14 protein-coding genes are annotated in these 11,594 nt (G+C 63.8%); 2 read left to right on the top strand and 12 right to left on the bottom strand.

The annotated features are described in order from the left end of the window. Positions 1 to 160 precede the first annotated feature (160 nt). From iscX to HDG37_RS37380, 10 genes are all read right to left on the bottom strand, one after another. Positions 161 to 358, bottom strand: a complete 198-nt coding sequence (iscX, locus tag HDG37_RS37425; protein WP_027198111.1) for a Fe-S cluster assembly protein IscX — start codon at positions 356 to 358, stop codon at positions 161 to 163. 15 nt (positions 359 to 373) lie between these two features. After that, on the bottom strand, positions 374 to 715 hold the full coding sequence (fdx, locus tag HDG37_RS37420) for an ISC system 2Fe-2S type ferredoxin (protein WP_090800789.1): 342 nt from the start codon (positions 713 to 715) through the stop codon (positions 374 to 376). 188 nt (positions 716 to 903) lie between these two features. Then, positions 904 to 2,775 (bottom strand): Fe-S protein assembly chaperone HscA, encoded by a 1,872-nt coding sequence (gene hscA / locus HDG37_RS37415; RefSeq protein WP_184056430.1) that lies wholly within the window; start codon positions 2,773 to 2,775, stop codon positions 904 to 906. Positions 2,776 to 2,939: 164 nt separating this feature from the next. Further along, positions 2,940 to 3,467 (bottom strand): Fe-S protein assembly co-chaperone HscB, encoded by a 528-nt coding sequence (gene hscB, locus HDG37_RS37410; RefSeq protein ID WP_090800792.1) that lies wholly within the window; start codon positions 3,465 to 3,467, stop codon positions 2,940 to 2,942. Between the two features lie 138 nt (positions 3,468 to 3,605). Beyond that, positions 3,606 to 3,929, bottom strand: coding sequence for an iron-sulfur cluster assembly protein IscA (gene iscA / locus HDG37_RS37405; protein ID WP_184056428.1), 324 nt, complete (start codon positions 3,927 to 3,929; stop codon positions 3,606 to 3,608). A gap of 78 nt (positions 3,930 to 4,007) precedes the next feature. Further along, on the bottom strand, positions 4,008 to 4,421 hold the full coding sequence (gene iscU / locus HDG37_RS37400; RefSeq protein ID WP_090800797.1) for a Fe-S cluster assembly scaffold IscU: 414 nt from the start codon (positions 4,419 to 4,421) through the stop codon (positions 4,008 to 4,010). A 72-nt stretch (positions 4,422 to 4,493) separates the two neighbouring features. Further along, complete coding sequence (locus HDG37_RS37395) at positions 4,494 to 5,717, bottom strand: IscS subfamily cysteine desulfurase (protein WP_184056426.1); 1,224 nt, start codon at positions 5,715 to 5,717, stop codon at positions 4,494 to 4,496. 83 nt (positions 5,718 to 5,800) lie between these two features. After that, positions 5,801 to 6,331, bottom strand: a complete 531-nt coding sequence (gene iscR, locus HDG37_RS37390; RefSeq protein ID WP_018417524.1) for a Fe-S cluster assembly transcriptional regulator IscR — start codon at positions 6,329 to 6,331, stop codon at positions 5,801 to 5,803. A 163-nt stretch (positions 6,332 to 6,494) separates the two neighbouring features. Then, the gene (locus tag HDG37_RS37385; protein WP_018417523.1) at positions 6,495 to 6,992 is read right to left on the bottom strand and encodes a low molecular weight protein-tyrosine-phosphatase; all 498 of its coding nucleotides are present in this window, start codon (positions 6,990 to 6,992) and stop codon (positions 6,495 to 6,497) included. A gap of 152 nt (positions 6,993 to 7,144) precedes the next feature. Then, complete coding sequence (locus tag HDG37_RS37380) at positions 7,145 to 7,384, bottom strand: hypothetical protein (protein ID WP_184056424.1); 240 nt, start codon at positions 7,382 to 7,384, stop codon at positions 7,145 to 7,147. Between the two features lie 275 nt (positions 7,385 to 7,659). Between HDG37_RS37380 and HDG37_RS37375 the strand changes: the two genes are divergently transcribed. After that, entirely contained in the window at positions 7,660 to 8,184 is a 525-nt protein-coding gene (locus HDG37_RS37375) for a hypothetical protein (RefSeq protein ID WP_184056423.1), read from the top strand. Between the two features lie 95 nt (positions 8,185 to 8,279). Here HDG37_RS37375 and HDG37_RS37370 read toward each other — a convergent pair whose 3' ends face one another. Both HDG37_RS37370 and HDG37_RS37365 read right to left on the bottom strand, forming a co-directional pair. Further along, positions 8,280 to 9,695, bottom strand: coding sequence for a lactate utilization protein B (locus tag HDG37_RS37370; RefSeq protein ID WP_184056421.1), 1,416 nt, complete (start codon positions 9,693 to 9,695; stop codon positions 8,280 to 8,282). Positions 9,696 to 9,806: 111 nt separating this feature from the next. Beyond that, a complete protein-coding gene (locus HDG37_RS37365; protein ID WP_184056419.1) occupies positions 9,807 to 10,529 on the bottom strand; it encodes a (Fe-S)-binding protein in 723 nt (240 codons plus the stop codon). Positions 10,530 to 10,709: 180 nt separating this feature from the next. Here HDG37_RS37365 and HDG37_RS37360 point away from each other — a divergent pair, with 180 nt between their 5' ends. Then, complete coding sequence (locus tag HDG37_RS37360) at positions 10,710 to 11,543, top strand: IclR family transcriptional regulator (protein ID WP_184056417.1); 834 nt, start codon at positions 10,710 to 10,712, stop codon at positions 11,541 to 11,543. Positions 11,544 to 11,594 lie beyond the last annotated feature (51 nt).

The following is an 11,594-nucleotide window of genomic DNA, read 5'->3' as shown; positions in this document are numbered from 1 at the left end:
GGTCGCCCTCATGCAGTTGCGCTTCACTTCATTCGCTGTGACCAGCTTATGGCGGGACTTGCACCCGCAGGAGTGCGCCCATGCTGGGCGCACTGAAAAAAGGCGATTCCATCGGAATCGCCTTTTCTTTGGAGTTCAATGCACACGTTCGAACACGCGTTCAATAATCCGCGTCTTCGATCCATGCCGCCTGAATCGCTTCGAGAATCTTTTCGCTCGAACGGTTCGGATCGTCGTCGAAGCCTTCAAGCTCGGTCACCCAGCGGTGCAGGTCGGTGAAACGCACCTGCTGTGGATCGACGTCCTGATGCTTGTCCGTCAGAGCCATCGCGATGTCTTGCGTATCGGTCCACTTCATGGCGGCACCCTCCTGTTAGTGATTTTCCTTCGCGTGATTGATCGAGTAACGCGGAATTTCGACGACCAGATCCTGCTCGTCCGGCATGACCGCCTGACACGACAGGCGCGAAGCCGGTTCCAGCCCCCATGCCTTGTCCAACAGATCGTCCTCGTCTTCCTCGGATGGCGTCAAGGCGGCGAAACCCTCACGCACGATTACGTGGCAGGTCGTGCACGCGCACGACTTCTCGCACGCATGCTCGATTTCGATACCGTTATCGAGCAGGTTGTCGCAGATGCTCTTGCCGGGAACGGCGTCGATCACCGCGCCTTCCGGGCACAGTTCGACGTGAGGCAGCACAACGATTTGAGGCATACAGTTTCCGTTTGGGTCTGAGGCACGGCGGCTGCCAGCAATGCCGCGTGCAGGCTCCGTACCATTTTACTGGCGCCGTGCGGACTTTTTAAGTCCGCGCGGGCGCGATCGGTGGTTCGTGGGGGGCGCAGTTCGTGCGTGGCCTGAGCGCACGTCGCGTGCACGTTGCTGTCGCTACGCTCGCCCGTTCAGATCTCGTCGAGCTTGCGGCCCGACAGCGCGCGGCGAATTCCCTTGTTCATGCGGCGCGCGGCGAATTCGTCGGTGCCTTCGGCGAGCGCCTTCGTCGCGGCTTCGATCGCGCCGACGTCTTCGCCTGGCGCGACGTTGCGCAGCGCGGCGAGCAGCGCGTCGAGTTCGGCGCGTTCGCTGTCGTCGAGCAGCTCGGCGTCGGCGGCGAGCGCCGCGTCGGTCGCTTCGACGAGACGCTGCGCTTCGACCTGCGCCTCACGCAGAGCGCGCGCCCGCATGTCGATTTCAGCGGTCGAAAAGCTGTCTTCGAGCATGCGTGCGATGTCGTCGTCGGCGAGGCCATACGAAGGCTTCACGACGACCGATGCCTCCACGCCCGACGCCAGCTCGCGCGCAAACACCGACAGCAGGCCGTCGGCGTCGACCTGATAGGTCACGCGAATGCGCGCGGCGCCGGCGGCCATCGGCGGAATGCCGCGCAGCTCGAAGCGCGCGAGCGAACGGCAATCGCTGACGAGCTCGCGCTCGCCTTGGACGACGTGAATCGCCATCGCGGTCTGGCCGTCCTTGAAGGTCGTGAAATCCTGCGCGCGCGCGACTGGAATCGTCGAGTTGCGCGGAATGATCTTTTCGGTGAGGCCACCCATCGTCTCGACGCCGAGCGACAGCGGAATCACGTCGAGCAGTAGCCATTCGTCGCCTTCCGCCCCGCGGTTGCCGGCCAGCAGATCGGCCTGGATCGCGGCGCCGAGTGCGACGACCTGATCCGGATCGAGATTGACGAGCGGCGGCTGGCCGAAGAACGCCTCGACCGCGCGGCGGATCACCGGCATGCGCGTCGCGCCGCCGACCAGCACGACACCCTTGATTTCCTTCGTGACGACCTTCGCGTCGCGCAGTGCCTTTTTCGTCGGGCCCAGCGTGCGTTGCACCAGCGCGGCCGTGATGGTCTCGAAAGTGGCTTCGTCGATCGTCAGATCGAGCGCGGTGCCGTTGGCAAGCGTGAGATCGAGGGTAGTCTGCGACGCGCTCGACAGCGCCTCCTTGGCCTCGCGCACGCTATCGAGCAGCAGGCGCACGTCGTGCGGCGCGAGCGTCTGCGACGCGATGCCGGCCTGTTCGAGCACATGGCGATATAGCGCATGGTCGAAGTCGTCGCCGCCGAGCGCGGAATCGCCGCCCGCCGCGAGCACTTCGAAAACGCCCTTGGTGAGCTTCAGGATCGACAGGTCGAAGGTGCCGCCGCCGAGGTCGTAGACCGCGTACAAACCTTCGGCGCCGTTGTCGAGACCGTAGGCGATCGCCGCAGCGGTCGGTTCGTTGAGCAGACGCAGCACGTTCAGCCCCGCGAGGCGCGCGGCGTCCTTGGTCGCCTGGCGCTGCGCTTCGTCGAAGTAAGCGGGCACCGTGATTACCGCGCCGACCAGCTCGTCGCCGAGCGTGTCTTCGGCGCGCTGACGCAGCGTCGCGAGAATTTCAGCCGATACCTCGACCGGACTCTTCACGCCGTCGACGGTGCGGATCTGCACCATGCCGGGAGCATCGACGAAGTCGTACGGCGCGTTTTCGGCGCCCTCCACCTCGGCCTTGCCGCGGCCCATGAAGCGCTTGACCGACACGATCGTGTTGCGCGGGTCGGTCGCGGCTTCGGCCTTCGCCCGGCGGCCGATGCGACGGCCGCCCTGCTCCAGGTAACGCACCACCGACGGCAGCAGCACGTGCCCGTCTTCGTCGGGCAGCACATCGGGCACGCCGCTGCGCACAGCGGCGACGAGGGAATTGGTGGTGCCGAGATCGATACCGACCGCCAGACGCCGCTGGTGAGGCGCCGGCGCCATGCCGGGTTCGGAGATTTGCAGTAAGGCCATCTGGATCTTCTCGGGGACGTTGTGCCCCGTCCTGAATGTTCGCGTTGCTGGGGTGATGCCGCGGCTCGCGGCCGCTCTGGTTTTTTGTTTGTCGCTTACTACGTCGCTGCCTACTGTTGCTGCTTGCCCGCGCCGCGCTTTTGCGCGCGTCGCGCGAAACCGCGCTAGCCTTCGAGCCGCTCGATCTGGGCATCGATTTCCGACGCGACGCGCTCGATGAACATCAGCTGCCGCACCGCCTCGCCCGCCGCCTGATTCGCGCCGTGATCGAGCGATGCGCCGAGCTTGTCGAAGCGCCGACGCTCCTCGTCGCGCAACTCGATGAGCAGCGCGTCGAGCGCGTCGACGTTCTTCGCCGCGGCCGCGTCCTCGATGTTCTCGCGCCACTCCATTTGCTGCATCAGGAACGCGGGCTCCATCGCCGTGTTGTTCTCGGCGCCGACATTGATGCCGCGCAACGACAGCAGGTAGGTCGCGCGCTTGAGCGGATCGCGCAGCGTCTGATAGGCCTCGTTCGCGCGCGTCGCCCACTGCATCGCGATGCGCTTTTGCGCATCGCCGGCCGCCGCGAAGCGATCCGGATGCACCTGCGCCTGGACGGTGCGGTACGCGTGATCGAGCGTGCTCGCGTCGAGCGCGAATTGCGCCGGCAGACCAAACAGATCGAAGTGGCTGTCGTTAAGCGAGGCCATCGGATTAAAGTCCGTTGATGAAAACGTGGTATGGAAACGTTGGGCCTTGTCAGGCGCGACCGCTTCAGTCGCCCGCGGATCAAACTAAAAAGGCGGCCCGCGCCGCCTTTGATCCGCCGCACGCGGAAAGTATCGAACCTAGACGCGGAACGACTCGCCGCAGCCGCATTCGTCTTTCACGTTCGGGTTGTTGAACTTGAAGCCTTCGTTCAGCCCTTCGCGTGCGAAGTCGAGCTCGGTGCCGTCGATATACGCGAGACTCTTCGGGTCGACGACGACCTTCACGCCGCCCGTCTCGAACACCTGATCTTCAGGCGCGACTTCGTCCACGTACTCGAGCTTGTAGGCAAGGCCCGAGCAACCGGTGGTGCGCACGCCGACGCGCAACCCGATGCCCTTACCGCGGCGGGTCAGATACTTCTGGACGTGTTGTGCTGCCTTTTCGGTCAACGTAATTGCCATAACGTTTCTCAGTTGCCAGAGCGCGCGGCGCGCGTGTCCGCGCCGCGCTCACCGGTTACTCCGTTCTTACCCAGTTGCTCAGGCGGCCTTGCCGTCTTCGGCAAGCGCTGCTTCGCCGTGGCGCTGCTTGTAGTCGGCGACCGCTGCCTTGATCGCGTCTTCCGCGAGGATCGAGCAGTGGATCTTCACCGGAGGCAGTGCCAGTTCTTCGGCGATCTGCGTGTTCTTGATCGACATCGCCTGGTCGAGCGTCTTGCCCTTCACCCATTCGGTGACGAGCGAGCTCGATGCGATGGCCGAGCCGCAGCCGTAGGTCTTGAACTTCGCGTCTTCGATGATGCCGTCCGCGCCGACGCGGATCTGCAGCTTCATCACGTCGCCGCAGGCCGGCGCGCCGACCATGCCGGTACCGACCGTGTCGTCGTCCTTCGCGAAGGAACCGACGTTGCGCGGGTTTTCGTAGTGGTCGAGGACCTTGTCGCTATAAGCCATGATTACACTCCTTGATTCGTTTCAACCTGCAATGCGATGAACGTTCGATGTCCGCTTCGTCCAGCCGGCGCGTCAGTGCGCGGCCCACTGGATGGTCGACAGATCGATCCCGTCCTTGTGCATTTCCCACAGCGGCGACAGATCGCGCAGCTTGGAAATCTTCGACTTCAGCAGGTTGATCACGTAGTCGATTTCCTGCTCGGTCGTGAAGCGTCCCACCGTGAAGCGGATCGAGCTGTGCGCGAGTTCGTCGTTGCGGCCAAGCGCGCGCAGCACGTACGACGGCTCCAGCGACGCCGATGTGCACGCCGAGCCCGACGACACCGCGACGTCCTTCACCGCCATGATCAGCGATTCGCCTTCGACGAAATTGAAGCTGATGTTCAGGTTGTGCGGCACACGCTTTTCCATGTCGCCGTTCACATACACTTCCTCGATTTGCGACAGGCCTTTCAGCAGCCGGTCACGCAGCATGCGGATGCGCTCGTTTTCGGTCGCCATCTCTTCACGCGCGATACGGAACGCTTCACCCATGCCGACGATCTGGTGCGTGGCGAGCGTGCCCGAACGCATGCCGCGCTCATGACCGCCGCCGTGCATCTGCGCCTCGATACGGATACGCGGCTTGCGACGCACGTAAAGCGCGCCGATGCCCTTCGGGCCGTAGGTCTTGTGCGCCGAGAACGACATCAGGTCGACCTTCAGCTTCTGCAGATCGATCTGGATCTTGCCGGTGGCCTGCGCCGCGTCGACGTGGAAAATGATGCCCTTCTCGCGCGTGATCTCGCCAATCGCCTCGATGTCCTGGATGACGCCGATCTCGTTGTTGACCGACATCACCGACACCAGAATCGTGTCCGGGCGCAGCGCCGCCTTGAACGCGTCGAGGTCGATCAGACCGTCGTCCTTGACATCCAGATAGGTGACTTCGAAGCCTTCGCGCTCGAGCTCGCGGGTGGTGTCCAGCACCGCCTTGTGCTCGGTCTTCACCGTGATGATGTGCTTGCCCTTGCTCTTGTAGAAGTGCGCGGCACCTTTCAGAGCGAGGTTGTCCGACTCCGTCGCACCCGAGGTCCAGATGATTTCGCGTGGATCGGCGTTCACGAGCGCGGCCACCTGCTCGCGCGCTTCCTCGACTGCGCGCTCGGCGGTCCAGCCATAAACGTGACTACGCGACGCGGGATTGCCGAACTGCTCGCGCAGATACGGGATCATCTTGTCCACCACACGCGGATCGATCGGCGTCGTGGCGCTGTAGTCCATGTAGATAGGCAGATGGAGAGAGTCGTTGTTCATCAATTGCTCCGGGGACGTCATGTGCTCTGGCTTCTGGGTTCGATATGGGGCTGCGGCGAGGGTTTTCTATTGCGTGCCGCGCTTCACGAACCGGCCATGTTGAAAACGGAATTGGGACCCTTGGGCGCCACGCGCACGGGTTCGACCGCCGGCGCGTCGTTGCGCCTGTCGCGCAGCACGGCCGGCGTGCCTTCGCGCGAACGCTGCTGATCCACCAGATCCTTCAGCGAAACCGAATCGAGGTATTCGACCATTTTCTGGTTCAGCGTCGACCACAGCTCATGCGTCATGCAGTGGCCGTCGTGCTGCTTGGTGCCTTCGCATGTGCCCTTACCGCCGCACTGGGTGGCGTCGAGCGGTTCGTCGACCGCGATGATGATGTCGGCCACCGTCACCTCTTCGGCACGGCGCGCGAGATTGTAGCCACCGCCCGGTCCGCGCACGGATTCGACGATTTCATGACGGCGCAGCTTGCCAAACAGCTGCTCGAGATACGACAGGGAGATGTGTTGGCGCTGGCTGATACCCGCAAGCGTCACCGGGCCCTGCTCCTGGCGCAGCGCCAGGTCGATCATCGCCGTGACGGCGAAACGGCCTTTCGTGGTGAGTCTCATATGATGTGGGAACCGCAATTCTCGACAAGTTTGGTCAAGTATAAATACATGAGCGATTTAGTCAAGTATGGGCGGTAAATTTTGTGTCATTCGCTTAATTGATCGCCATACGTCGACGCCGCGCCCCCACCCGTGTGGTGCGTCTGCGTTCTTCGCCCGACGCCTACGCGAGCAACTGCGGGCGCAGCGCGGCGATCAGCCCGCGGCAGGCTGCTTCGCACTGATCGAGCACCAACTCGAAGCCTTCCGCGCCGCCGAAATACGGATCGACAACCTCTCGCGCGCCGCTCCAGCGGCCATCCGACTCAGGCACGAACTCCATCAGCAGACGGATCTTGTCGCGCTGTGCGGGCGGGCACAGTTGACGCAAGGCGGCGACGTTTCGGTCGTCCATGGCAATCAGCAGATCGAAGCGCTCGAAGTCCGCGACCGTGATCTGGCGGCCGCGCAGCGCGTCGAGCGCATAGCCGCGCTGACGGGCCGCGTGTTGCGCGCGTTCGTCGGGCGCCGCGCCGATGTGCCAATCGCCGGTGCCGGCCGAATCGATCAGGATGCAGTCCGCAAGCTTCGCCTCGTCGACCAGATGACGCATCACGCCCTCCGCCGTCGGTGAACGGCAGATATTCCCGAGGCAAACGAAACAGATGGACACAGTTTTCATCAGGGATTTTCGACGCCCGAGGCGCCACGCGTGAGGTCGTCAGACAGTCAGCGGACTGCGCCGCGATTATACAAATCTCGACAGATTCGCGCCGAGCGGGGCGCAGCCAGCAAGATCAGCGGCTTCGGAGCGTCGCGGTCCGCCGCGCCGGCTTACGATGCCTCGGCGAGCGGCGTCGCCGTGGCGGCACGCATCGGCTTGGCCGGCAATGCCGACGCCGTGTCGATCATGCCGTACGACACCGCGCGTGCGAGTTCGGCGGTCAGATGGTTGGCGTCGAGCGGCATCTGCGAAGCGCGCGAAGCGGCTTGGCCGTTGACGTGCAGAAAGGCGAGCACCGCGAGCGGTACAACGATGGCTAGGGGCCAGTACACCGATATTGTCTTTTTCATGATGTGTTTTTCAATTAGGGGCGCATGAGCTTATGACGCACTATGCCCTAGCGAAATGCTATAGAAATTCACAATCGCGAAAAACCCGCCCGCGCGAGATAGATCGTTGCTTGATACGAAACAGTCAAGTGAGACCTCTTTCGGGAACAATTGGCGCATCGCTGGCACACAAAAGTAAAGCTTACAAACGCATACAAAGCCGCCGCGACGGACGGCGACAATAACGGTCTTATTTTTACCCTTACCTCTCTTTGCACTTGCATCGGTCCCACAAAATGAAACGTATTGCACCTCTCGCTGGCCTGATGGCCGCCGCGCTGCTCGGCGGCTGCGCGGTCTATCCGGGCACGCCGATGTACGGCAACGGCTACGGTGCCTATAGCGGCTACAACGGTTATGACGATTCCGCATACGCGCCGGGTGCCGCGGTCGTGCCGCAAACCAATGTGTACCTCGGCTACGGCGATTACGGTCCGGGACGCTACTACGGCCCGGCGCCGGGCTCTGGCTATCGCGGCTATCCGGATCGCGGTCATCCGAACGACAACGACTGGCACCACGGCGATCACGGCAACGGTCATGGCAACAATGGCGGCGGTCCTGGACAACCGCACGGCGGCCCGCCGCCGCAGGGCGCAGCGGGCGGTCCGCACGGCCCTGGTGGTGCCAATCGCGGCCCGCACCCCGGCGCGGGCGGCCCGCCGCCGGGCCAGCCGCAAGCCGGCAACGGCGGCGGACGAGGCAACGATTCGGGGAGAAATGCGCCCGCGCGTCAGCCGGGGCAGATGACCGAACATTGAAGACGGTGCGGCGCTGAAGTATCCCGCCAGCTTCTTCGCCCATTTCGACGGCTGCGCGAGCGCGCAGCCGTCAAACCAATCCCAATGCCGCCCGCTCAGCCAATATGGCTGCGCTGCGCGGCATACAACTCGCGGAACGTACGACCCACCGGCGCCGGCATGTCGCGCGTATCAGTCCAGCCCGCGCCGCCGAGCGGCAGTTTGGCGATCGACCGATTGCGCCCACCCATGCGCTCCAGCACACGCACGGCGAGTTTGGTAAAGAGCGCATAGGCATCGGGATGCAGCGCGAGCCAGCCCCACAGCGCCAACCCGGCGCGCTCCTTCCACGGCCTCAGGTGTCGCTCCATCTGCTTTTCGCGCAGCTTGCGCAACAGATCGGACAGCGGGATACCGACCGGGCACACGCTATTGCATTCGCCGCATAACGTCGCCGCTTGCGGCAGGTCGAGCGCCTTGTCGATGCCGACATAGCTCGGCGTCAGCACCGACCCCATCGGCCCCGGATAGACCCAGCCATATGCGTGCCCGCCAACCTTCTGATACACCGGGCAATGGTTCATGCACGCGCCGCAGCGGATGCAGCGAAGCATCTCCTGGAAGTCGCCGCCGATCAGCCCTGTGCGGCCACCGTCGACGAGCACCACGTACATATGCTCGGGCCCATCCTGATCGCCCGCGCCACGCGGCCCGGTCAGCATCGAAAAATAGTTCGAGGTGGCCTGGCCGGTTGCCGAACGCGGCAGCAGGCGCATAGCCGTCGCGAGATCCTCGAGCGTCGGCAGCACCTTCTCGATGCCGGTGACAGCGACATGCACGCGCGGCATCACCGTGCACATACCTTCGTTGCCCTCGTTGGTCACGACCGCGACCGAGCCCGTTTCCGCGATGATGAAATTGCCGCCCGTCACGCCCATGTCCGCACTCAGAAAATGCGGCCGCAGCATCTCGCGCGCCTCACGCGTCATGTCGGGAATCTCGGTGAGCCGCGGCCGGCCGTGCGTCTTCGCGAACAGATCGGCGATCTCGTCCTTATCCTTGTGAACGACCGGCGCGATGATGTGGCTTGGCGGCTCGTTGTCGTTGATCTGCAGGATGTATTCGCCAAGGTCGGTTTCGATCGACTGCACGCCCATCTGCCCGAGCACTTCGTTCAGACGCATTTCCTCGGTGACCATCGACTTGGTCTTGATCACCTTCTTCACGTCGTGCTTGCGCGCAATGTCGCCGACGAGCCGCGCGGCCTCCTGCGTGGTCTCCGCGAACAGCACAGTCACGCCGCGCCGGGTCGCCTCGCGCTCGAAGGTTTCGAGCCACACGTCGAGATTCTCGAGCGCGCGATCACGGCGCTCCTTGAGCGCGGCCCGCGTCGCGGGGAAATCGATCGCGGTCATCGCGCTCGCGCGCGCCGACACGAACTTCGTGGACAGGTTGGTCAGGTTCTTCTGCAGGCGCTGGTCGGCGAGTTTCTGGCCGGCGCGAGCCTTGAACTGCATCGATTGGACTTGCATGGCGGCCCTGATGAGATCGGATTGAAACGCGCGGCGCATTCGCGCCCGACGCAATGCGTGACAGACAAGATAAACGTGACGCGAACAATGGCTGTGTTCGCCGCGCGGGGATTACACGTCGCCGGCCAGCACCTGTGCGATATGCAGCACGCGCGTCGTCGAGTCGCCGTTGCGGCGCAGCCGCCCTTCGATATTCAACATGCAGCCGAGGTCGCCGAGCACCACCGCACCGGCGCCGCTCGCGGCGATGTTCGCGCACTTTTCGTCGACGATCGCGGTCGAGATATCGCCGTATTTGACCGCGAAAGTGCCGCCGAAGCCGCAGCAATGCTCGCAGCCTTTCATCTCGGTGACCGCGACGCCGACCTGCGCGAGCAGTTCGCGCGGCTGTTCCTTGACGTCCAGTTCGCGCAAGCCCGAACACGAGTCGTGATAAGTCACCTGTCCCGCGAACTCGGTTGGTTGCAACTGCACCTTCGCGACGTTGACGAGGAAATCCGTCAGCTCGAACACCTTGCCGCGCAGGCGGCCGAAACGGTTCATCAGTTCGGGATCGTCGCGGAACAGGTCGCCGTAGTGCGCGCGGATCATGCCGCCGCACGAACCCGACGGCACCACCACATAGTCGAACTGTTCGAACTCGCGCAGCGTTTTCTCGGCAAGGTCGCGCGCGAGGCGGCGGTCTCCCGAGTTGTACGCAGGTTGCCCGCAACAGGTTTGCGCGGGCGGCACTACGACCTCGAAACCGGCGCCTTCGATCAGCTTGATGACCGAAAAACCGATCTCGGGACGCATCAGGTCAATCAGGCACGTGACGAACAATCCGACTCGCATGAGCCCTCCTTGCGGGGAAACGTCCCTGATTATCCGCTGTTTGCCGGTGCAATACCAACGGCCGGAAGGCATAGGAAGTACGCCGCGCCGGATAGGAAGTGCGCCTCGAAGCGCGTTCGCTTTTTTCACAATACGAGATACAATCAATTTCCGCAGTTTGACGCATCCACCGATTCTCATATGAGCGATACGAACCCGGATCCCAAAACTTCGATCCAGGTGATCGAACGCATGATGCGCCTGCTCGACGCACTGGCGGCGCATAGCGACCCGGTCAGCCTGAAAGAACTGGCCATCCGCACGGAGCTGCATCCATCCACCGCGCACCGCATCCTGAACGATATGGTGATGTGCCGGCTGGTCGACCGTTCAGACCCCGGCACCTACCGTCTTGGCATGCGCCTGCTCGAACTGGGCAATCTCGTCAAGGCGCGCCTGTCGGTGCGCGACGCGGCGCTCACGCCGATGCGCGAGCTGCACCGCGAGACTGGGCAGACCGTGAACCTGTCGGTGCGTCAGGGCGACGAAATCGTCTATATCGAACGCGCGTATTCGGAGCGCTCGGGCATGCAGGTGGTGCGGGCGATCGGCGGGCGCGCGCCGCTTCATCTGACCTCGGTCGGCAAGCTGTTCCTCGCGGCCGACGAAGCCACCCGCGTGCGTGCCTACGCAACACGCACCGGTCTGTCGGGCCACACGCAGAACAGCATCACCGATCTCGCGAAACTCGAGCGCGAGCTGTCGCATGTGCGCCAGCAGGCCTGCGCGCGCGACAACGAGGAACTGGAGTTGGGCGTGCGCTGCATCGCCGCCGGCATCTACGACGATACCGGCAAGCTGGTCGCGGGGCTGTCGCTGTCGGCGCCGGCCGATCGTTTGCAGGATTCATGGCTCGGGCAGTTGAGCCAGACCGCGTTGATGATTTCGGAATCGCTCGGCTACCGCCCGCAGCCACAGCAGGACCATGCGCACGGCGGGCACGGCTCACATGGCTCGCACGGCCAGCATTTGTAAAGGGGGCGGCCGCCCAACCGCCGTTGCACCCTTTGCCCTCCCGCCGGCGCC

It is taken from the genome of Paraburkholderia sp. MM5384-R2, from assembly GCF_014201025.1.
Classification (GTDB): Bacteria; Pseudomonadota; Gammaproteobacteria; order Burkholderiales; family Burkholderiaceae; genus Paraburkholderia; species Paraburkholderia tuberum.
This window is presented reverse-complemented; position numbering and strand designations above follow the sequence as displayed.

Excerpts from the sequence above, each read along its gene's own strand:
- iscX (WP_027198111.1), bottom strand. The coding sequence starts at position 358 with ATGAAGTGGACCGATACGCAAGACATCGCGATGGCTCTGACGGACAAG.
- fdx (WP_090800789.1), bottom strand. The coding sequence starts at position 715 with ATGCCTCAAATCGTTGTGCTGCCTCACGTCGAACTGTGCCCGGAAGGC.
- hscA (WP_184056430.1), bottom strand. The coding sequence starts at position 2,775 with ATGGCCTTACTGCAAATCTCCGAACCCGGCATGGCGCCGGCGCCTCAC.
- hscB (WP_090800792.1), bottom strand. The coding sequence starts at position 3,467 with ATGGCCTCGCTTAACGACAGCCACTTCGATCTGTTTGGTCTGCCGGCG.
- iscA (WP_184056428.1), bottom strand. The coding sequence starts at position 3,929 with ATGGCAATTACGTTGACCGAAAAGGCAGCACAACACGTCCAGAAGTAT.
- iscU (WP_090800797.1), bottom strand. The coding sequence starts at position 4,421 with ATGGCTTATAGCGACAAGGTCCTCGACCACTACGAAAACCCGCGCAAC.
- HDG37_RS37395 (WP_184056426.1), bottom strand. The coding sequence starts at position 5,717 with ATGAACAACGACTCTCTCCATCTGCCTATCTACATGGACTACAGCGCC.
- iscR (WP_018417524.1), bottom strand. The coding sequence starts at position 6,331 with ATGAGACTCACCACGAAAGGCCGTTTCGCCGTCACGGCGATGATCGAC.
- HDG37_RS37385 (WP_018417523.1), bottom strand. The coding sequence starts at position 6,992 with ATGAAAACTGTGTCCATCTGTTTCGTTTGCCTCGGGAATATCTGCCGT.
- HDG37_RS37380 (WP_184056424.1), bottom strand. The coding sequence starts at position 7,384 with ATGAAAAAGACAATATCGGTGTACTGGCCCCTAGCCATCGTTGTACCG.
- HDG37_RS37375 (WP_184056423.1), top strand. The coding sequence starts at position 7,660 with ATGAAACGTATTGCACCTCTCGCTGGCCTGATGGCCGCCGCGCTGCTC.
- HDG37_RS37370 (WP_184056421.1), bottom strand. The coding sequence starts at position 9,695 with ATGCAAGTCCAATCGATGCAGTTCAAGGCTCGCGCCGGCCAGAAACTC.
- HDG37_RS37365 (WP_184056419.1), bottom strand. The coding sequence starts at position 10,529 with ATGCGAGTCGGATTGTTCGTCACGTGCCTGATTGACCTGATGCGTCCC.
- HDG37_RS37360 (WP_184056417.1), top strand. The coding sequence starts at position 10,710 with ATGAGCGATACGAACCCGGATCCCAAAACTTCGATCCAGGTGATCGAA.